The organism is Nocardia ninae NBRC 108245, assembly GCF_007990755.1.
Lineage (GTDB): Bacteria > Actinomycetota > Actinomycetes > Mycobacteriales > Mycobacteriaceae > Nocardia > Nocardia ninae.
Genome location: NZ_BJXA01000015.1, coordinates 127589 through 148607, shown reverse-complemented (window position 1 = coordinate 148607; position 21019 = coordinate 127589). Strand labels below are relative to the sequence as shown.

The 21019-nt window shown below is 66.7% G+C and carries 18 protein-coding genes and 1 pseudogene; 6 read left to right on the top strand and 13 right to left on the bottom strand.

What is annotated here, in order from left to right; genetic code table 11:
- Positions 1-167: 167 nt before the first annotated feature.
- Positions 168-560: a hypothetical protein gene (locus NN4_RS14405; protein WP_147130661.1), complete on the top strand. Its 393-nt coding sequence runs from the start codon at positions 168-170 to the stop codon at positions 558-560.
- A 21-nt stretch (positions 561-581) separates the two neighbouring features.
- On the opposite strand, the gene NN4_RS14400 is transcribed toward NN4_RS14405, so the two are convergent.
- The 7 genes and pseudogenes from NN4_RS14400 to NN4_RS14370 all read right to left on the bottom strand — a co-directional run bounded on the left by NN4_RS14400 (position 582) and on the right by NN4_RS14370 (position 10653).
- Positions 582-2375, bottom strand: coding sequence for a VldE C-terminal domain-containing protein (locus NN4_RS14400; RefSeq protein WP_147130659.1), 1794 nt, complete (start codon positions 2373-2375; stop codon positions 582-584).
- A gap of 1055 nt (positions 2376-3430) precedes the next feature.
- A pseudogene (locus tag NN4_RS46910) lies at positions 3431-4069 on the bottom strand (hypothetical protein); the annotation flags it as partial.
- A 747-nt stretch (positions 4070-4816) separates the two neighbouring features.
- Positions 4817-6133, bottom strand: coding sequence for a hypothetical protein (locus tag NN4_RS14390; RefSeq protein ID WP_147130657.1), 1317 nt, complete (start codon positions 6131-6133; stop codon positions 4817-4819).
- 13 nt (positions 6134-6146) lie between these two features.
- Positions 6147-6683, bottom strand: coding sequence for a hypothetical protein (locus NN4_RS14385; RefSeq protein WP_147130655.1), 537 nt, complete (start codon positions 6681-6683; stop codon positions 6147-6149).
- 21 nt (positions 6684-6704) lie between these two features.
- On the bottom strand, positions 6705-7955 hold the full coding sequence (locus NN4_RS14380) for a hypothetical protein (RefSeq protein ID WP_147130653.1): 1251 nt from the start codon (positions 7953-7955) through the stop codon (positions 6705-6707).
- Positions 7955-10384: a hypothetical protein gene (locus NN4_RS14375; protein WP_246180875.1), complete on the bottom strand. Its 2430-nt coding sequence runs from the start codon at positions 10382-10384 to the stop codon at positions 7955-7957. The genes NN4_RS14380 and NN4_RS14375 overlap by 1 nt, the downstream gene beginning before the upstream one ends.
- Before the next feature lie 65 nt (positions 10385-10449).
- Complete coding sequence (locus NN4_RS14370) at positions 10450-10653, bottom strand: hypothetical protein (RefSeq protein ID WP_147130647.1); 204 nt, start codon at positions 10651-10653, stop codon at positions 10450-10452.
- 142 nt (positions 10654-10795) lie between these two features.
- On the opposite strand from NN4_RS14370, the gene NN4_RS14365 reads away from it, so the two are divergent.
- Positions 10796-11575: an AfsR/SARP family transcriptional regulator gene (locus NN4_RS14365; RefSeq protein ID WP_186818416.1), complete on the top strand. Its 780-nt coding sequence runs from the start codon at positions 10796-10798 to the stop codon at positions 11573-11575.
- Here the strand turns inward: NN4_RS14365 and NN4_RS14360 are convergent.
- The 3 genes from NN4_RS14360 to NN4_RS14350 form a co-directional block, all read right to left on the bottom strand.
- The gene (locus NN4_RS14360) at positions 11516-13234 is read right to left on the bottom strand and encodes a M1 aminopeptidase family protein (RefSeq protein ID WP_147130645.1); all 1719 of its coding nucleotides are present in this window, start codon (positions 13232-13234) and stop codon (positions 11516-11518) included. The two genes, NN4_RS14365 and NN4_RS14360, sit on opposite strands and share 60 nt — an antisense overlap.
- A 35-nt stretch (positions 13235-13269) precedes the next feature.
- Positions 13270-13995, bottom strand: a complete 726-nt coding sequence (locus NN4_RS46595) for an AfsR/SARP family transcriptional regulator (protein WP_281289349.1) — start codon at positions 13993-13995, stop codon at positions 13270-13272.
- Between the two features lie 329 nt (positions 13996-14324).
- Positions 14325-14954 (bottom strand): GNAT family N-acetyltransferase, encoded by a 630-nt coding sequence (locus NN4_RS14350; RefSeq protein ID WP_147130641.1) that lies wholly within the window; start codon positions 14952-14954, stop codon positions 14325-14327.
- A gap of 206 nt (positions 14955-15160) precedes the next feature.
- On the opposite strand from NN4_RS14350, the gene NN4_RS14345 reads away from it, so the two are divergent.
- Positions 15161-16186, top strand: a complete 1026-nt coding sequence (locus NN4_RS14345; RefSeq protein ID WP_281289348.1) for an NADP-dependent oxidoreductase — start codon at positions 15161-15163, stop codon at positions 16184-16186.
- 187 nt (positions 16187-16373) lie between these two features.
- Entirely contained in the window at positions 16374-16742 is a 369-nt protein-coding gene (locus tag NN4_RS14340; protein WP_147130639.1) for a hypothetical protein, read from the top strand.
- Positions 16743-16977: 235 nt separating this feature from the next.
- Here the strand turns inward: NN4_RS14340 and NN4_RS14335 are convergent, their stop codons facing one another.
- Positions 16978-17421, bottom strand: a complete 444-nt coding sequence (locus tag NN4_RS14335) for an SRPBCC family protein (RefSeq protein WP_147130635.1) — start codon at positions 17419-17421, stop codon at positions 16978-16980.
- Positions 17422-17451: 30 nt separating this feature from the next.
- Positions 17452-17757, bottom strand: coding sequence for a meromycolate extension acyl carrier protein AcpM (acpM, locus tag NN4_RS14330; RefSeq protein WP_147130633.1), 306 nt, complete (start codon positions 17755-17757; stop codon positions 17452-17454).
- Positions 17758-17887: 130 nt separating this feature from the next.
- Between acpM and NN4_RS14325 the strand changes: the two genes are divergently transcribed.
- Complete coding sequence (locus tag NN4_RS14325) at positions 17888-18844, top strand: MerR family transcriptional regulator (RefSeq protein ID WP_222595058.1); 957 nt, start codon at positions 17888-17890, stop codon at positions 18842-18844.
- A gap of 42 nt (positions 18845-18886) precedes the next feature.
- Here the strand turns inward: NN4_RS14325 and NN4_RS14320 are convergent, their stop codons facing one another.
- Positions 18887-20017, bottom strand: a complete 1131-nt coding sequence (locus tag NN4_RS14320) for an FAD-dependent oxidoreductase (RefSeq protein WP_147130714.1) — start codon at positions 20015-20017, stop codon at positions 18887-18889.
- Positions 20018-20346: 329 nt separating this feature from the next.
- Between NN4_RS14320 and NN4_RS14315 the strand changes: the two genes are divergently transcribed.
- Entirely contained in the window at positions 20347-20982 is a 636-nt protein-coding gene (locus NN4_RS14315) for a DUF4097 family beta strand repeat-containing protein (protein ID WP_147130629.1), read from the top strand.
- Positions 20983-21019: the final 37 nt, after the last annotated feature.

Below are 21019 nucleotides of genomic sequence, written 5' to 3'. Positions count from 1 at the left end.
CTTCTTGATTCATCTCCCACCACTCGGTGATTCTATTGGCGAGCTAGTCATTTCGCCTTAGTAATGAAACCCAGGGTGCCGAAGGGCGGGTCGGCCCGGGGTGTAGCCGGGCTGGATATGATCTTCGGCATGGGCCGACCGGGCCCGCTGAGACCGAGATTGCCGCGATGCCTGCACACCCCGACCTGGCCGATGTGATCGAGGCCCTGCACTCGGACCTTGCCGAGTGGATGGGCTCGAATGCGCCACCGAAGGTGTTCGATCGGTTCGCCAATGCGTTGGACGAGAAGTTTTCGTCGGTGACCACGGTGGGGCAGGTGATCGATCGGGACACGCTGCTGGCGGGAGTGTGGTCGGCGCGGAACGCGCAGCCGGGGTTCGATATCGCGATCACCGGCGTCGAGGAGATCGCGCAGAGCGGCAGCATTGTCACCGTCCGGTTCGTCGCCGAGAACCGGTTGGGCGACAGCCGGACTCGTCGGCTGGTCACCGCGATACTGCTCAGGACCGACCACGGGTACATGTGGCGGTCGGTCCACGAGACCGCTGCGGCCGCATGAGTTCGCCGTTGTGCCGCCGAGCTACGGCACCTTCTCGATCAGGCGCATGACGCCGGTCAACGTCGCCGCGTAGCTGGGTTCGGTGGCGTACCCGGCCGCGGCTACTTCGCGAGCGAAGGCGTAGGGATCGGCGGTGTGCGCGAAGGCCTTGGCGTAGCGCGGCGCGAGCAGTACGCGAGCGTGGCCGTCGAACGACGCTGCCGGCGAAGCGAAGGCGCGGAACCAGGCCTTCACGACGTAGGTGTAGCGGCCGTCGGAGCGCGGCGTCACGGAGACGACCTCGGGGTAGCTCCGCACGTTCGGGGTGGCGTGCACCTCGGTGGTCGTGCAGAGTCTGCGCTGGGACTCCGGCAGGCTCGGTGCCGCCTTGATGCCGAAGAAGTTGTTTCCGCAGGCTTTTGCGCCCCAGCCGGTTTCGAGCGCGGCCTGGCCGAGGGTGACCAGCCAGGGGATGCGGCTGCGGGTTTCGTTCGCTTGCGCGTGCGGGCGGTACTTCCGTACGAACTCGACGACGTGTGCTGGGATGCGTCCCGCCGGCTTCGGAACGGGTTTCGGTGTCGGTACGGGAGTCGGTGCGGTATTCCCGCCGAGACCTGGAACCGGCCCGGCGAACAACGGACTCGGCGTCCGTGCGCCTTCCCAGCTGAGATCGACATGGATGTGGTCGGTGTGCGGATTGCTTCCCCCGTAGGGCCGCCATCCTTTGGCGCGGAACTGCCAACCCCACTGCCTGCGATTCCAGATGATGTACGCCACTTGCAGTTCCACCGCATTGGCCTGCAGCCACGCGAGGTAAGCGTCGACCTGCGCACGTTGCGCCGGGTCTGCCGCGTTCACGTACAGATCGATCGCCCGGCCCTCGCCGTGCAGCGACGGGGTACCGAATGTGGTGGAACGGCAGTTGAATGTGCCCGCCTTCCGCCCGGTCAACCGCTTCCACTGATCGGCCATCGCCCGTGCACCGGGCTGCTCGCCCGTCGTGCATTTGGTGAAGGTGCCGCGACGGACGACGCCCGCGGCGCGATCGGGCGTCCGAGTCGGTGTGGGGGTGGGCGTTGGGACCGGCTTAGGCGTTGGTGCGCTGCGGTTTCGGCGATACTGCCGCACATGGGCGAGCGCGGCCGCATTGGCTTTGCCCGACATATAGGTCCAGGTGTCCGGCCGCCCCCGCACATCGATGTGCGCGAAGTTCCCGCCGATACCGAGGGCAATGTCATTGCCGCAGGCGTCGATCGCGAGTTCGGCGATCTGTAACCCGGTGAGCCCGGCAATGCTGATGTCGGCGGCTTGCCCGCTGCAATGCCTGCTGAGCGTCGGTTTCTTCCCGCGAGCGCGGTACACGGCGACGTTGCTCGCCCAGGAGCGGTACCCCGAGCTGATCTTCACCGGTCGCCCGGCGCGCTCGCGGATGGCCTGCAGACAGCGCACGAGGGCGGGCGAGATACGGGCCCGGTCGGCGGGTCGTCCACCGCTGCTGACGAGTTCACCGACGGTGAAGTTCGGCGCCAGCTTCTTCTTGCGTACCTCCGGGCCGGTGTCATAGAGCGGGAGGCCGGTGTTGTTGGGATCCCAATGCTCTTGACCGGCGGCCGACGGGCCGGGTCTGGCGGTGAGCACCAGTCCGGACGGGAAAGCCTCGGCGTCGAAGAAGGCTTCGTCGAACTCGTGCTGTTCGACCGCACCGGACTCCTCGGCCTCGTCGATCACCTCGTCACCGAAATCCTCGGCGTCGAGGTCCTCGGAGTCCACCTCGTGGTCGTATTCGGCAGTGCCCGGATAGTTTTCGCGGACAGGCCACTCGGCATAGGTTGTCATGACTCCGCCTCCGATCGCGTCAGTAAGTGTTCTGGTAGACCACAGTGCGGCGTTCTCTCGGCCGCGCGGGTGCCGGTGCGGGAGCGCGCGCCCCGAGGTCTGCCAGGGTGACCACGGCGCTTCCGCTGGTCCAGAAGTTCTTCGCCTGCCCGCGCGCCACGAGTTCCACGCACGCCGCGTGCGCGCATTGGCTGACACCCGGCCTGGCGGGATGGAATTCGTAGTAGTCGAGCATCGAGATCTCGATCCGGGTGCCTTGCTTCTTGCGCCAATCCTTCGCGACGGGTGGTAGCACCCGCCACTGCACGCAGTCGATGGCTCCGTAGGCGAATTGCAGTTCGCTGTCGCGGTATTCACTCTGCTCGATCCGGGTCACGCCGGTCGAGCCGCCGCGCGCCATCGACTTGCGGATCTTCTCGCGCACGCCGGCCGACCGCTTGATCATGTCGGCGACATCGATGGTGACCTCGGTGCCGCTGGCGCCGAGGAAATGGGCGAACAGCCGCGCCGCGAGCGGGCCCGCAGCCACCACGCGCGCCATCGAGAAGATCGCCACATCGCGGGGATCACCGAACGCGCACGCGCAGTCGATCGCCGATTTGGGGTCAAGGCGATGCGTGGTCAAGCTGCAACGCTTACGGAACCGCTTCTGCATCTCGCTCCACGGCGCCTCCGGCTTGCAGTCGTCCTGCGCGGGCCTGCATTTTCCGAGGCTGCGGCGCGAGGGTTTCGCCGGGCACGGCGCTTCGGACGACTCGCTTTCTTTACCCCGGCAACCACACTCGTGCGATGGCGACTCACCGAGGTAATCCTCTGCTTCCCAGGCGGTTTCGCCCCAGTACTCGCCGTCGCCTTCTTGCGGAGTCCACAGCTCATCGCTGCTCTCGCCGGCCAGTACTCCCCCGCGCAAGTCGGCGGAGGCGTCGGCCAGCAGCTGCCACCCGAAGCGACGGGGAATGTCGTTGTGCGGCACTCGTGTTCGCTCTACTCGGAAGTTCGGCGAAGCCGCGCCTCGGACCGCCGCCGCGACCCGCTCACTCGCCCGCGCGGTGCCCTCACCGGGGCGGTACAGCACACGCAACGCACCCGTGCCGGCCGCCATGCGCTTGCGCGCCCAGGCGATCAGCGCCTTCGGGTCGTTGTACAGCGCGTCGAAGCTGTGCACCTCGTCGGGATCGGTGTGGCCGAGAATGGCCATCAGTGCGGCGCCGCCACCGGAGTGCGCGGTCAGGATCAAACGGTTGCGCCGCACGGTGGTCCCGGTCGCGGCACCGAATCGAGCCAGGGCGTCGTCGACCAAGCGTTGCAGCGCATCGGGTTTGGTGAGCGCGGGGAATGTGTATCGCGCCGGATTGCCCTTCGGCTGGTGATGGCCGCGCGGCAGGATCAGCAGCGTCGGGGTGGTGCGCCCGGCGACCGACGGCTTGGCGGGGTCGGTGAAATCCAGTCCGCTGATGGGCTTCTTGTGCTTGACGATGTTCATGGCCGCACCCTGCCCGGCGTAGCCGTGCAGGTGGACGACGACGTCGACCACCGAGGGGTCGACCATGCCGTTCCATTCGAGGAGCAGGTCCGGTGGGGTGCCCGCGTGGGTGCGAAGCAGCGGGTGCCGTTTGACGATCAACCGGCCGGGCGTCACCGGGGTCGGTGGGGAGTCCTCGTAATCGGCAGCCTCGTAATCGACTTCCGCGTAATCGGCATTCTCGTAATCGGCTTCCCCGTAGTCGGCGTTCTCGTAGTCCGCCTCCTCGTAGTGGGCCGTCTCATAGCCGCCGACTCCGTAGCCGGCAGACTCGTAGCCCGCGGCTTCGGAGTCAGCATTCTCGTAGCCTGAGGCTTCGAGATCAGCGTCCTCATGGTCAGCCGCCTCGTATCCGGCGTACCCGTAGCTCGCGGCTTCGGGCTCAGCATCCTCGTAGTTCGAGGCTTCGTACCCGGCGTACTCGTAGCCGGCGGCTTCAGGATCAGCGGTCTCGTAACCGCTGGCTTCGTACCCGCCGTACTCGGAGTCCGCAGCTTCTGCCTCAGCATCCTCGTAGTCAGCCGCTTCGTACCCGGCATACTCGTAGCCCGAGGCTTCGAAGTCCGCCTCCTCCGCCGCCGCTCGGTCAGCAGCATCCTCGAAATAGACAACCTCATTCTCGGCTTCGAGATCCCCATCCTCCTGGCCGTAAGCGGCTCCGTAGGTGTAGGTCTCGCTGGACTCCGCACCGGCGTAACCGGTTTCGCCCACCTCAGTAGCGGAATCCGCGTTCCGCCAACCGGTTTCGCCATCGTATTCCGTGTCACCCACCTCCTCGGCGAACACATCTTCGCGAGTGGGCCACCCACCGGGATCAGGCGTCGATTCGGGCGAGGCGAAGATCGACGATTCGGCAACGGTACTCATATCAGGCTCCCTCGTTATCGCGCGGTGGCGAACGACTCGGCGTCCCAACGGCTCAGAGCCGAGGGGCGACTCGTCGATGTCCGTTCGTCACCGGTGCCGCCGGTGCGGTGGCGCCGGAAAGCACGCCTGCGGGCAGCAGTTTCGCCGGTTGCGCGGACCGGACCTGGTTCGTGCTGCGGCGCATGGTGACAGCGAGGTCCTTGACCCGCTCGCCCGTCGCCGACTGCCACAGATCGATGATTCGGTTCATCGTCTGCGCGGGTCCGGGCCCCGGCACCCCGGTGGAGCGGTAGAGCAGCTCGGCTTGCGGCTGCTCGTCGAACACCCCGAGCTCGATCGCCCACAGCAGCGGCGACACCAGGGAGGCGAGTTCGAAAAGCTCACGCGCCTGACGAGAGGGCGCGACGCCCACCCTGGCACCGACGGTAGCGAGCCGGTCGGCGGGATTGCCGCCCGCGATGCCCGCGTTCGCGCTCAGGTCGCGCACCACCGCGCTTTCGTAGTCGACGGTGAGGTGGAACCAGTTCAGCAGGCAGGAGTAGCTGAACTCTTCGCGCGAGAGCATCCCGCCGAGGCGGCGCAGCCGCAGCATCTCCGCGAGGGTCTGGCACAGGTATCCGATGTAGCTGGCGTCGGTCGGATTCGAGCCGGAGGTGTTGCGCTCGTTCTCGATACCGAGCCAGATCTGGCGCAGCAGTTCGTTCCAGATCTCGATGAACCGAACGTTGCTCGCGGCGCCGGTGTCTCGCTTCCAAGCCTGACTGTCGGCGCCGGGTGCGGGATGCGGCAGGTCGAGTCCGAACATGCGCCAGTACGCATTTCGCCGGTTCACCCGGGCGTCCGGCCGCAGCTGACTGGTCAGCCCGCCCACTCGGAACAGCGGCGGATCGCGGAAGAACAGTTCTTCGGTGGCACGCACCCAGGTCATGGTTTCCACCGAGGGCGCGGGCAGTGTTTCGCCGACGACGTAGCGCCGCACCACTTCCGCGAAGATCTCGACGACGCCGGTGCTCTCCACCAGGTAGGCATAGAACATGTGATCCCAGAGCGGCACCACCTGCGGGTCGGTGGTCGGGTTGTAGCCCAGTGGCGGAGTGAACGGCGGTGTCCCCGTGGTCGGCCCGTGCACACCGGACTTGAACGACTCCCTGATCAGGTTGTCCGGGAGCTGCGTCATCCGGACGGCGGCCGGGTCGCCGAGCGGTACCTGGGTCTGGTTGAAGACCTTGGGCCAGCTGCTGATTCCGCCTTGCGCCCAGACCTCGTCCAGCCATCGGCTCAACTGCTCGGGATGGAATGTGAAGACCGCGTCGGCCGGCGTGAGCGAGCCGGTGAGCGGGGGGAGCTTGGTAGCCAACTGTCGGAACATGGCGCTGCCTTCCTTAAATTGCTTGCGGCGAAACGGTGTTCGCGGCGACTCGGGAACCGCCACCGGTGTCGATCGGCGCGAACGTCACGAAGCTGACCAGCCGGATCCGCTCATGGCAGTCCTGGATCTGCACGGCGATCGCCTCATGGGGATGCGCGAGGTCGAAAGTCGTCGGCGTATCGCAATCGCCGCCGTTGCCGCCGTCTCTGCTCTCCTGGTCGTAGACGTAGTGCACCTCGGGGGCGATGTTGCCGTGGTGGATGACCACGACTCGCTCCGCATAGCGCGGCAGCCTCCGCTTGAAGAACAGCATCTTGTGTTGCACATCCACCTGCGCGGGCAGCGCCTGCGCCACCGGCCCTTTGGACGAGAGGTTGCGTGATTGCAACGCGTACTGCAGCTCCGAGAAGATCGACAGCGTCAAGTCGTTGCCGTCGTGGAGCGTGCTCGTTTCTGGGCTGTCGGGTTGCCGGTACTGCTGGAGTACGCCGGTGAACAACTGGATCAGCTGATCCACGTCCACCGTCGCCTTGCCTGGCTCGTTATCCATCTCGGTCTCCTATCTGTGCGTTCAGGCGGCGACGCGGTCGCCGCCACCCATCCGTCGCAGCCATGTCTCCATCTCCGATGGCGCGGTGGACGATTCGAGACCGCGCAGCACGGTCAGCGCCAGGATGCGCATCGGCTCGACCCGCTGCAGGTGGGTCGAGGTGTACAGCGAAGCCCCCGCGCGATCGGCCAGTCGAGTGAGCTCACCCGGCGACACGCGCCGCGGGTCGGCGAGCGTCGACAGCGGCACTCCGTGGAAGGCGCGCATCGGCATCCGTGTGCACACCTCGACGATCGCGGGCAGCAGCGGCATGCTCGCCGCCATGATCGCGGCGACATCCGAAGGAGCCTGCGTAAGTGGGTGTCTGGCCTGCCAGCGCGCGGCGAGCGCGTCCCACGGTCCCTGGCCGAACCAGGCCCGGCACAGCGCGGCGTTGAACTGCACGCGCAGCGCCGAGACCGGATGCGGGTCGCCGAACGGCATCCGGAACACCTGGCTCGACGGACCGTCCACCACGGTCGCCAAGGCCGGCACCGGCGCGTAGCCGAGCAAGCAGAAGGCATATACGTCGGCCGCTACCTCGGACGCCCAGCTCTGCCACGCCGCTGCGGCCATCGGGCTGTGCGGTGCGAGCGCGGCGTGCAGTGCGGCCGCCAATTCCTTTGTCCAGCCGGTCAAATGGGCAACCTGATGGCCGGTCTCGTGCACCAGCGAGGTCGGCTGCCACAAGTTGTGCCGCGTGATCTTGATGGCGGCGGCCGGCGACAGCGAAGCATCCCAGAGCCGTGCACCGGCCCGCAGAATCGACGCACCCATCCCCTTGTCGAGGTAGGTCAGCACCGAGGGCGTATCGATGCCCAACGGCCGCAACACCTGATCCATGCTGTGCACGGCCAAGGCGTCCAGCCCACGCAATACCGCGGCGAGGCGCGGATTCGTCCGGGTGTTCACCGCGTCGCAGTAGAAGTCGACCATCGCCTCGGCCCGGCTGTACCTGCGTCGTAACGTAAGTAGTTCCGCGCGTGCGGTTTCAAGGTCGGCCTGGGTCGTCGCGCCTTTGATCGTGAAGATCGTCCGGTCTGCCTGCGCGGTGAGCCTGCGCGCCTGACCGCCGAGGCTCGCCCGAACGCTGAGCCCGAGGTAGGACTCCAGCTCGCGCCAGGCCGCCGGCGACGCACTCACCTCGAGGTCACCCAGCGCCGCGCAGGCGCGCCGCCAGTGCCTAGCTTCGGTGGCGAGCGCGGCTGTCTCGGTGGCGAATCGGGCGTCCATCACTTCAGTCCGGGCGTCGCGACGACTTCAGGGGCCGGGAGTTGCGCCGAGTCCGCCTGGACGCCGGTGAACGTCACCGCCAGGGTGACCCCGTCGGCCGGATCGGCTACGGCAGCGGCGAATTGGGCACCGCGTTGCGCGAGATAGGTGGCCAGGCCGGTGCTGGTCGCGGCGGTCAGTTCGCCGGCCAGCTTGGCGGCCGCGGCCGGATCGGTGACCATTTGCGCTTTCAGCAGCCGCCGGGCGATCCGATACTGCAGGCGAGGCAGGAAAATCTCACGCAGTGCCGACAACACGGCGGGCAGATCACGCTGACCGGCCGGTGCGGCCCTTTGCAGGCGGGCCTGCAAACCGCGGGCTCGCCGCTCGGACAACTTGACCACGATACCGAGGCGCTTCGACGCGGGATCCCAGCGGACCGTCGTCAGCCTGCGCGGCCGACGGGCCTTGCGGGCGGGCAGCTTCGCGACGCGGACCCGGAAGTACCGCTGTCCGGGCACGGGCCGGTAGGCGCCCGGCGCGGTGCCGACCTTGCGGCGGCGACCCAGCGCGGGTTCGCGGAGCAGCAGTCCCGCGGCCTCCGCGGTGAGCGGCTGGAACTCGTCGGCACCGGGATGCTCTGCGGCAGGCAGGGTTTCGTCTCGGGTCAGGTGGCCCAGCATGGTGCCGGGCAGCGTCTCGTAGAGATCTATCTCCGCGTGCACGGGCCAGCGGTCGACGCCGCGGTCGAGCAGGTACGTCTCCAGCGTGCCGCCGTCGTTCCAGCGCACCGCCCGCGCGACCTGCCGTGGGATCGGCATCGCGAAAACCCGGGTGTACTTGCGGAATCGGTAGCGCGGCTTGGTCGAGCGCGGCATCATCACCCAGAAGCCGCCCTCCTCGGAGGTCTCGCGTTCCGGCAGGTCGGCGCGCAGCAGCCGGTCCGGCAGGTAGGCGGCGGCCGACTCGGCGAACGCGCGCTGCACCGCGGCACTGACCTGCAACGGGTCGGTGAAAGCCTCGTCCGGCAGTTCGTCGAGCACCCGCGTCACGGTGGCCTCCACGGCCGAGGCCAGTGCCTCGCCGGGGATCGTATCTTCTTCTTGCCCTGCGGTTTCCAGGCCGAGCGCGGTGAATCCGACGCCGACCACCGCGCGGGCGATCATCACCGACGGGTCCTGGCCGGCGATCTTCCCGATGGTGCGCGCGGCGTCCGGACCCACCATGCCCTTGATCAGCTTGGCCAGCGGCTGCGCGATCAGATTGACCAATTTGGCCCGGGCGCCGGTGACTTTCAGCCCCAGCTTGAGCAGCGGCCGGATCGCCAGCACCGCGGGAATGAACTGCTCGATCTCGGCGATCGGCTCCTCGGCCCGGGTGTAGGCGCTCAGTTGTGCCGCGAGCCGGGCGCGGGCGTCGTCCAGCTCTGCGACCGTATTGTGTTCCGGCTCTTCGGCATCGACCTCCTCGTCGTACTCGTCCGCGGCTGCCTCGTCGGCTTCGCCGGATTCTTCGGCGCTGAACATCGCGAAGAGCTGCTGATCGAAGGCCTCCGACATTTCAGCCGCGGTGCCGAATTCGTCGGCGCCCTCGTCGGCCTCGTCCGCCGCTTCATCTGCCGCCTCACCGATGCCGAGGCGCTTGGCCAGGATCGGCACCAGCGGGCGGATCTCGGCGGGCAGGATTCGGGTCAGCGGGTTCAGCAGCTTGGCGACCACCCCTTTGAGCAGGGACAGCCCGATCTTCTTCAGCCGTGCGAGCAGGGGGCCGATCAAGTGCTTGCCGATTGTCTGCAGGCCGCTCTTGATGGTCTTCAGCCCGCTCTTGGCGATGCCGATGACGCCCTTCACCGGATTCTTCACGAACCCGATCGCCTGCCGGACCTTCTGCTTGATGACCGACTTCACCTTGCGGACGATCTTGCCGAGGAAATTCTCGAATACCTCGGACCCGAGCGCGCCGGGCGTCTCCAGGGAATCGAGCAGTTCATCGAGTTCCTGCTCGGCGAGTCCGTGCAGATCGGCGTTCTCCAGCCCGCCGGCGAAATTGTCGATGGTGCGTTCCCACTCGGTGATCAGCGGCGCGATCCACTCCTGCAGCGACTCCCGGCATTCGGCCTCCGACGGCGTCATCGACCACTGCTGCGCGTCGGCGAGCGCACGAGCCGCGCCCTCGTCGAGCAGCTGCTCCAGCGCTTCGGTGAACTCCTCGTCGTGCAAGGCCTCCAGGAACTCGGTGGCCAGCTGCGACTGCTCGTCGGCCGCCGAATAGGCACTCTCACCGAAGGGAGACTCGGTGAACGAGTAGCTCTCGAACGGCGACTCGTCGAACTCCGCGGTCGACTGTTCGACCGCTTCGTCCACCGCCTCACCGAAGGGTGAGAGCCCGGAGAAGGGCGAAACATAGTCCTCGGTAGCACCGCGAGACTCGGTGTAAGAGTCACTGCGCATTGTGGTCACCTCCGCAAACGACGGGCGTTTCGGATTACTGTGCGCGGCCACGGTGTGCGCGAGCGTCAACGCTTTGTCTCGTCGTTCGCGGGATTGTCGTGCAGCTCGGCGAGCAGCTCGCCGACGCGGGTCAGCGACGCGTCGATATCGGCGAACACCCATTCCTGTCCGGCGCCTATCTCGCCAACACCCGTCAGTACCCGGATGATCAGTCGCCCGCGATCACGCCAGGCCCGCACCACGATGGTCTTGCTCTCGGGTCCACTCACCGGAACACCCTCGCGCGCGGCCATACCAACTCCCGTCAACGCCGCGTGGGCGGCGTTGACGCGGCGTTGACGCGCGCGCAGCATCGCGTCGGCACGCTTGCTCGATCGGCCACAACCGGCCGGTGACCGAGGGAGGCTTTCGATGCAGCTCGCCATCTGTTTGCTCGGCGGATTCGCACTGCGGGTCGACGCGAACCACGTTGCCGTGCCGCAACATTCGCGCCGCGTGCTGGCCTACTTGGCATTGGACCAGATCGCCCAACCCGATTGCGACCGCGGGGTACTCGCCGAGCGGCTGTGGCCCGACGCGACCGCGGATCGTTCGCGGGCCAGCCTGCGCACCGCGCTGTGGCGGATCCGGCAGGCCAGCCCCGCGCTGGTGCACGGAGCGGGCGGCCGGGTGCGCCTCGGTGCCGACGTGCGGGTCGACGTGCACGAGTTCCGCGGGAACGCCGAGCGGATGCTGGCCGCGCAGCAGGACTGTCCGCGTGACCGTGCCGCCTTGCTGGCGCGCACCAACGATCTACTGCCCGGCTGGGACGAGACCTGGCTGTTGCTGGCACGGGAACAGCTGCGGCAGATGCGATTACACGCACTGGAGGTGGATGCGCGCAAGCTCGCCGAGCGCGGACGCTACCCGGAGGCGATCGATGTAATGCTCGCGGTGGTCGCCGAGGAGCCGCTGCGTGAGTCGGCGCAGGCGGCGTTGATCGAAGCGCACCTGTGCGAGGGCAATGTGGTGGAGGCGCGCAGGCAGTTGCGCATGTTCACCGACCTGCTCTGGACCGAGCTGAGCATCCGGCCTTCGCCGGAGCTGTTCGGCAGGGTCGGTATGGTCGCGCCGCCGCCACCCACGCCGCGTTCAGTCAACGGTCATGTCGCGCTGCGCAATCGACGCCTGCTCCCGCACCCGAGTGCCTGACGCCGGATGGGAGCGGCGGGCGTGTACCGACGCCAGTATCGATATCCGGGTGCCGCGTGCGGGCACCAGTGCGGCGGGTAAACGGGCCGACACCGTGCGCCAGCGGCCCGGGGCGAGATCGAAACCTACTGTTGCCGTCTGTGCCGGAAAGAAGTCGGTGGGATAGGTGGGTGGTGTCGTCGTCGTGGTCCGGACAGTGAAGGTGACGACGAAGTGGCGGCACGGTCCAGCCTTCGCGCCGTTGCGCACACGGGCATGAATCCAGCTGTCCTGTCCGGCTTTCGGGTTGATGTGTGTGGTTACGCCGTCGGCGGCGCGGCGCACCCATAATGCTGGGGCGGTGACGAATTCGATGCGCGCGTCCGGGGTGGGCTCGGTGAAGCCGTAGACGAAGCGGTGGAACGCGTCCACGAGATCTGTTGCGCCGGAACGAACGATCAAATGCGCCTCTAGTTCGCCTGTGCTGAGCGGTGTTCCACGTTGAGAGCGGTACAACTCCCCCAGCACCGTGCGCAGCCGGTCGGCACCGAGCCGCTGCGCCACACCACGGAAGAAGCGACTGCCCTCGTCGTATGCGGACGCCGGCGTGGTGCGCTGAAATGGTTTGCGCGAGCACAGCTCCACCGGTGGCAGCGTGAAATCGAAAGGCTCGGTCAGGGTGTCGCCGTCATCGCGGAAGCTGGTGTACGCCTCGTCCCACCAGCCGTCGGACTGCGCCGCCGGGGTGATGCCGCGAGCGAACCAGGAGTGGAACACTTCATGGCCGAGCGCACCCGCGGATGTGGTTGCCGCACCGGCGTATTCCATTCCGCCACCGGCGCCGTGGAAGAAGCACACGAACCGGTCGGCCAGGAATGGGCCGTAGGTGGTTTCGTTCTCCGCGAGCAGCGTGCCGATGCGACTGTTCAGCGCGGGTAAATTCTCCTGCCCGCCAACAGGTTTCCACGTTTCCATCACCACCGACCGCCGCGAAACCGGCAGTACCACGGTCGACGACCGGAACAGCAGCGCGTCGGAGGGGCGGAGTTCGAGCAGCGACGACATGGTGGTGAACCAGTCCGGGAAGCGCACCGACCAGGCGTGCACGCCGACCACGGTGGCCGAACCATTGGTGACGAGTGAATGCGCGGTCGTGGTGCCGGTGATCCGTAGTTCCAGCGTCCACGGAAACTGGTCGAACGGCAGGTTCGAGGGGAACCACGCTTCGAGATAGCGGCCGGCGAACAGGTCGGACATGCCGAACGACCAGCGGATCCGCCCGTTCGAGCCGTGCAGCACCGGCGGGTAGGCGCCGCCGAGGTCGGCGTCCGGAGTCGCCAGCTGGTAGGTCAGGTTGAGCTTGTGCGCCGATCCCGCCGCCTGCTCGACACCGATGATCCGGATCGAACTGTGAGGTCCCGCGCCGACATCACGCGGGGCGATCTTCGCGACATCGAGCTTTACCGCGTCGAGCAGGCAGGTCTGCACGGCTTGCCGCAGGTCGAAAATCGGAGATCCGGTGTGCGGGCCGACTATGTAGTCGAGCGTCGCCTCGACGGTGCCGGTACCGGTCGCGGCGTCGAGGGTGACCACAGCACGCAGGTCCCGGATGTGCATCGGCACCGCGCGCAGCCCGCCGACCTTGGTCGGAGGAGGCGCGTTGGTGAAGTCGGCCGACATCGTTTCAGCATGCGCCGGAGGTGTGGTCGTTGGCGTCAAGACCGCGTAGTCACGGCGCACACGGGTAGGCCGACGCGGTGCCCGAGTTCTGCGGACGGGCGCAGCTCGAGTTCACGCCACAGCGTGGTGGCGAACAGATCGAACTGCCTGCGAGCCTCGGCCGCATTGCCTTCGCCCAGGTGGGCGTCGATGAGAATCGCCTGGGCCGATTCGCGCAGCGGTTCCTCGGCGACCACACGCAGGATCAGGTCGATGGCCTGCGGATACCGGCTCTGCTCGCAATACCGGCGCGCGACGGCCTCCAACGTATGCAGCCGCAGCATCCGCACCTGTTCGCGGCACAGCAGCAGCCAATCCTCGTCCCAGCCGGGCAACAACTCGGCCGCGGTGCACAGCATGTGCACGTGCGCCGGCGTGCGCTCGGCACCCGACAACATCGCCTCGGCACGACGCCGAAACTGATCCACGTCGACCTCGACGTGATCCGCCAGCGTCACCCGGTCCGCATCCCCCGCCAGCAACTCGGGCCCGGCGCGGCGGATCCGCCACAGCGCCGTCCGCAAGCTGGCCGACGACCGCTCCGGCGACGAGTTCTCCCACAACCGCTCCGCCAGCACCTGCCGCCCGCACTCTTCCCCCGCCATCTTGCGCAGCGCCAGATAGGCGAGCACCCGCTGCGCATGCACCGGCAGCACCACTTTCCCACCCGCCAACCGCAGCTCGAACCCGCCGAACAACGCCAGTTGCGCGGTAGCCCGCACCCCCGCGCCCGAACCCGATTTCCCGCTCGCGCACACCACTGTCCGTGGACCAGCCGAGCCAGGCTGCACCCACCCCATAGTCGCTGATTTCGCTACCCACATATCCCACGTCTTTCAACGAATACAATTCATTCGCCCCATCAGACCCCACCCCATGTTCCCCCACACGAGTAGACCGCTACCCGAATCCGCCCGAATCGAGCAAATTCGGTCCACTGAATGAACTCGGTTATTCCAGTCGATCTCCTGGCTGCCGAGCAACGACGACGGGCCGTCGCTTTCGTCGATGACAACCAGCACGGGCGAGTAGAAAAATCCGCTGGTAGTCGCTACCCGCCGACGACGTCCACCGAGCCGGGCTCCGACCGCTCGTTCAGCCGTGCCCGGTCGTGTGCGGCGGTCTTCAGATTGTGCCATTCGTGCGCGAGCATCGCGTATGTCGCGGTGTCGCTCCATTCGTTCTTGAACCACATGTCCTCGCGGTGGAGGGCTTCGCGGCGCATGCCGAGGCGCTCCAGGACGCGGGCGGAGGCGGTGTTGCGGGCATCCAGTTGGGCGGTGATGCGGTGTAGTACGAGTCCTTCGAAGCCCAATCGTAAGAGTTCGGTGGCGGCTTCGGTGGCGTAGCCGTGTCCTGCGGCGTCGGGCGAGAAGACGTAACCGATTTCGCCGGTGCGATTTTCGGCGTTACGCCAGAAGAGAACGACATCGCCGAGCAACCGGCCGGACGCCTTCTCTTCGACGCACAGATTGAGCGACTGCCCCACTTCGGTCAATTCGGTTCTCGCCCATAAACCCGAAATACGTTCGGCCACTTGTTCGCGCGACATGGGTTCGTACGGCAAATAGCGGCAAACATCCGGCCGGGATTTGTAGGCATACATTTCGTCGAGATCGGCGAGAGTCGCGGGGCGGAGCAGTAGTCGCTCGGTAACTATCGGATAGTCCGGGTGCAGCACGACTTCCGACTATAGCGTCCGGCGTGGTTCGGCAGCTGAGACTGCTTGCCGCCCTTCGGCTCGGGGGCCCGCCACGGCTCGTTACGCCGAAAGGGGCGATCCGCCCGGGCCGTCACCGAGAGGCGGTGCAACAGACTCACCGATACCGCTGGGCGGGGCCGGAAAACCGGATGACAGCGATGGGATCGGAAGGTTAGCTTCGCTCGGTGAATCGCCAGTGGATCCTCGTCAAGCGCCCGGTCGGCATGGTCGATGACAGTAGTTTCGAGCTCAGGAGTGGCCCCGTGCCGTCTCCTGGGCCGGGCGAAGCACTCGTGAGGGTGGTCTGGCTGGCTTTCGACCCGACCCAGCGGGGCTGGCTCAATGACGGCCCGAACTACATGGATCCGGTGCCGCTGGGTGCAGTGATGCGCGGTGGTGGTGTCGGGCGGGTAGTGGCGTCCAACAGTGCCGATTACGCAGTCGGAGACTGGGTTTGCGGGATGGTCGGGTGGCAGGACTATGCGATCGCCACGGGCCAGGGGTTGCTCGGGCTGAATGTTGTTCCGCCAGGCGTGGATCCGAAGGCGATGCTCAGCATTTTCGGCGCCACCGGGTTGACCGCGTACTTCGGCATGATCGATATCGGCAAACCTGCCGCCGGCGAAACCGTGCTGGTGTCGGGTGCTGCCGGTGCGACGGGATCCATCGCCGGGCAGATCGCTAAAGCGTTGGGGTGCAGGGTGATCGGCATCGCGGGCGGCACCACCAAGTGCACCTGGGTCACCGAGGTGGCTCGGTTCGACGCGTGCATCGACTACAAGACCGACGACGTCGAGGCGCGGATCCGCGAGCTCGCGCCCGACGGTATCAATGTGTTCTTCGACAACGTCGGTGGTGCCGTACTGGACGCCGCCCTGGCGAATATCGCCGAGCGAGCCCGAATCGTGGTCTGCGGCGGCATCTCTTCCGGCTACGAGGTGGGCGAACCACCTCCCGGACCGCGAAACTATCTGCAGCTCGGACTCAAACGGGCACGAATGGAAGGGTTCATCTTCCTGGACTACCTCGACCGCTTCCCCGAGGCCTTCGGCCGACTCCACGCATGGATGACGCAGGGCGACATCGTGTACGCCGAGGACATCCAGGAGGGTCTCGAACTCGCGCCCGCGATGCTGCGCGGACTCTTCGAAGGCCGCAACCTCGGCAAACAACTCCTGCGCGTCGCCCCCGACCCGCTACCGAGTTCCTGACCGACGCACCGACGGCCTCACAGTTCGGCACCACGACCGCCCGCCCATCCTTCAGTACGTCCGCACCGAATACCCGGCGTTGGTTCGCGCGGCCTTCATCGGAGCCGTTCGCCGTGCAGTGCTCACTCGTGCTCCTCGACCGATTGGAGTGTTTGTGCGGAAAGTTGGATTCGTCATAGCCGGAGTTGTGGCAGCGAGCATCGGGGGCACCGTGCTCGCCGGACCCGCAGCCGCCGCTGTCGACAAGGCGGTGGTTCAGTGCGCCGAGGATTCGGAAGACTACAAAGCGTTCAAGAAGTGCATCAAAGACAAAGCGGCCGAGTCGGAGGCCGCAAACGGAGGTAACGAAGCGCAGGGTGACAGCGGCAACGCCGGGAACCAGGGTCAAAACCAAACCGGAAACGCGGGCAACCAAGCCGGGGGCGCTGGTAACCAAGCCGGCACTCAAAGTGGGAACGGGAGTAACCAGGCTGGAAGCCAAAGCGGCAACGCCGGTAACCAGGGGAACGGCGCAACCAACCAAGGTCAAGGCCAGCGCGGCGACAACGGAGACTGAGCATCCTGCCGTTAGCCACCCGCGCATTCAACATGCGGCCTGACGGTGCCATCCGAAATACATTACTGGACAAGCGATCACGTGGAACTGGTGCTGGTCAGCTCTCGACCGATGCCAGCACCAGTTCCACCTGATCAGCCGACCAACCAGGCCACGGACGCATCCCGAGCACCCGCCCGGGGAGTTGTCGGCCCCCGCGTCGACCGGCGGACCCGTCGGATGCACTTTTCCGCGGTCAGTGGTGGATCACCGCACCGAGTCGCGGCAGAACGAGACGCTTCCAACTTCGCTCCGTAGCGTTGCGAATCATCTTCTGTCGACGGTCTTCGATATCGAAACCGGTCTGTGTCAACAGAAGTCGGGTGCCGCGCCCCTGCGGCCGTATCGTCCAATCGACAATCCACCGTGCCGGCTGCTCGGCCTGCGGATGCAGCCAGCTGTACGTCAGCTGCTCCCCCGGCCGGGCCGCCAGCACCTCGCAGACGATCTCATCGTTCGATGCGCCCGAGGCGGTGAATCGGAAGCGTGTGCCGACCGAGGCAACGAATCCGGTCGGTCTGAGCAGCCACCGCTCCAGCAGATCCGGCTCCGTCAACGCCCGCCACACGGCGTCCGGCGGCTGCGGAAAAAAGCTACCGAGCTCGACCGCAGCAGGATTCAACTGTGGATCAGCAATCACCGAAGTACCTCCTCTACGAGGGCAACGGCCTCAATTCTCCTGGCCTTCCTTGAACCTCGCCTCCATTTCCGCGGCGAGTCGCGGCTCCGCCGTCGCCATCTTCTGCACATAGGCAACCGCATCGCCGACTGTTCGAAGACCTGCCATGTCCTCGTCGGGGATCTTGGCGTCGTACCGGTCCTCCAGCTGCACGGCGATCTCCACCAGTGACAGCGAGTCGATGTCCAGGTCCTCGACGAAGGACTTTTCGATCGTCACCTCGGCAGCATCGATGCCGGTCACCTCCTCGACGATCTCGGCAATGCCTGCGACGATTTCTTCCTGCGTGGTAGCCACGAATCACCCTTCCTCGATGCGATCACCTAACTGCGCTACGCCGCTCGCTCGACGGCAGCGGTTCCCATGCGGGAGTCGAGCGCAGTGCCAGTACGCTAAGAGCTCCACCGGGGTGGAGGTTCAACTGGTTGTGACAGACGACACACAAGCCGATGGGCTGGTGAGCATCGGAGAATTGGCGCGCCGCGCCGGGGTTACTGTGCGCACGATCCGGTTCTATTGCGACGAAGGCATTCTCGAATCGCACCGCAGCCCAGGCGGGCATCGGATGTTCTACGTGGACCGCACCATTGAACGACTGCTGCTGGCTCGGCGGCTGCGCGCGCTCGGTTTCGGGCTGAGCTCGATCGCCGATGTGCTGCACGGAGAGCAGTCGATAGCCGAGGCCGTCGCGGCCGAAAGTTCGCGACTGGATGTCGAATTCAGGTCGATGGCATGGCGGCGGGCGTCACTGCGTGCGGTCGAGGCCGCTACCCCACCGCAGCGAGCCGGACGGCTCGCGTTGCTGGCCACCGTGCAGGACAGCGGTGCGGCGCACGAGGGCCTCCAGCGGTTCTGGCGGCGCGTCCTCGCACCGGTACGTCGATGCGATGTAGACATCTTCGTCGGCTGGAATGTCCCTGAACCGCCCACTGATCCGTCTGTCGAGGAGGTCGTCGCGTATGCCGAGCTGGCCGCGCTCGTCGCCGAACCCGACTTGAACAGTGCTGTCCGAGAGCAACTCTGGCGGAAACAGCCGGAGCTGATTCGCGATCGCCAAGGACTGTACGCCGAAGCGGGCGAGGCCATGGCGGAGGTGGCGGCACTGGTATCGGAAGACGTACGGCCACACGGCGGCGACGAACTCGATCGATTCGTCAACGCCCATGCCGGTGCGCGAGGCGAACGTGACTCCCCGCGTTTCCGCGAGCAGTTACTGAACGACGTCACCGGCACCGACCGTCGGATTCACCGTTACTGGGCACTGACCGAGCAGCTCCTGAAAACTCGGATCACCGTGGGACAAGCGCATAACTGGATGTACGACGCGCTCGCCCGCTCCACCCGACTCGCCAATGCCCCAGCAGCCCACGCGACTTCAGGGTGAACATCCTGGTGCGCGTGAGCTGCTGACGATGCCGGACCGAACTCAGCGGGTCTGGTCTTGTCCGGCGAACACTGCGACCAAGCTCGCGGCTGTGCCGTCGAAGAGCTCTTCGAAGAATTCGGCTGCCTCGGTGGCTATCTCGGTGCTGCGGGCGAACATGGTCTGCTCGTATTCGGTCAGGGCAGCTTCGATGTCGCCTGGGTGTGCGGCGAGGGCCTTGCCGAGCTCGGCGCCGTCGAGCATGGCCAGGTTGGCGCCTTCGCCGTTGGGGGCGGCGAGGTGGGCGGCGTCGCCGAGCAGGGTTGCGCCTGGCACCCGGTCCCACCGGTGGCCGCGCGGCAGCGCGTAGTTCGGGCGCCACACCGGCGCTGTGTCGGTGTCGGTGATCAGCGCGGTGAGCTCCGGGGCCCAACCGTCGAACTCCGCGGCGATTCGCGCGGTGGCCACCGCCGTATCGGTGAAATCGATGCCGGCGAACCAGTCCAGCGTCTCGGCGAGCACCACATAGGCGTGCATCGTCGCGCCTCTTTCCCGGTGGGCGTGGATCTGTCTGCCGGGTGCGGGCGCCATCAGCGATCCGCCGCCGACCGTTGCGGCCACCGCGGGGTGGCGGGTGTCGGCGTCGAAGAGGTAGGTCTCGACGAACGACTCGCCGACGTATTCGGGTGTGGCGGTGGACAGCAGTGGGCGAACGCGTGACCACGCACCGTCGGCGCCGACCAGCAGGGTGGTGACGACGGTGCCGCCGTCGGCGAAGCTCACCTCGTGCCTGCCCTGGCCGAGAGTACGAACACCACTGACCTTGTGACCCCATTGGACGGTGCCTGCGGGTAGTGAGTCGAGCAGCAGCTGGCGCAGCTCGCCGCGCTGCACCTCGGGACGGCCACCGGTGCCGTCGTCGGGCTTGTCGAGCAGGACGGTGCCGTCCCGGTCGAGGATCCGCATCGCTTGGCGGCCCGGGAGGATGAGACCACTGAACTCGTCCATCAGGTCGGCTGCGGCGATGGCGAGTTGCCCGTTGTAGTCGTGGATGTCGAGCAACCCGCCCTGCGCACGCGCCGTCGGAGAAGGTTCGGCCTCGTAGACCGTCGCCGGAATGCCGTGCACGTGCAGCACGCGAGCCAGCGTCAGTCCGCCGAGTCCGGCGCCGATGATCGTGACGGGTGTGTGGATGGAGGTTCCTCGTTCCGGGGCGTTCGAGTGCGCATCGAGTGTTTCGGTCATGGCTTCACTCTCCGTGCGTCCGATTGCACGCCCCTTGCATCACCCTTGCACCGCCCTGCCGTCAGCGCGGACGACGCGAGCCGGAGCCACAATCCAGCTGTGACCTGGTCTGACGCCATGTCAGTAGACGTGTCAGGCCGCTGTCAGGCCGGTATCAGCCGGGCTCGCGACAGTAGTCCCATGAACAGCACAGCAACCGAGGGACGACGCAAGCCCACCTCGGCAATGTGCACCAGCTGACCGATTCGAAATCCGTTCCACACCAGAGGAGTACAACCATGTCTACTTTTCAGACCCCCGCCCCCATCGCCATCACCGTCGACGTGCTCAGCGGCGACGTCACGGTCATCGCCTCCGACCGCACCGACACCGTCGTCGAGGTCCGACCGGCCGACCCGGCCAAGAAGGGCGACGTGCGCGCCGCCGAGCAGACCCAGGTCGATTTCACCGCAGGCACCCTGACCGTGAAAACGCCCAAGCAGTGGCGGACCTACACCCCGTTCGGCGGCAACCCGTCGATCACAGTCACCATCGAGGTCCCCACCGGCTCCCAGCTGACGGCCACCGCCGGGGTGGGCCGGCTGCTGGGCGCAGGCGAACTCGGCGAGTGCGACCTGGCGATCGCGGCGGGCGACATCACCGTCGAGTGCCCCGGCGATTCGGTGACCGCCAAAGTCGCCAAGGGCGACATCCGCATCGGTGAAGCCTCGCGCGGCGTCCTGCGGCTGGAGACGGCCGTCGGCGAGCTGGAAGTAGGGATCCACCCGGGCAGCGCGGTGCGGCTGGAAACCAACGCCCTGCACGGGAGTGTCCGCAACGCAATGAACCCGGTCCACCAGCCGGAGAAGGCGGAAACCGTGCAGGTGTTCGCGCGTAACTCCTTCGGCAACATCACCATTCGCCACGCCGCGTAAACACCGCCCCCGAACCACCCGAGCACGACAGCAGAGA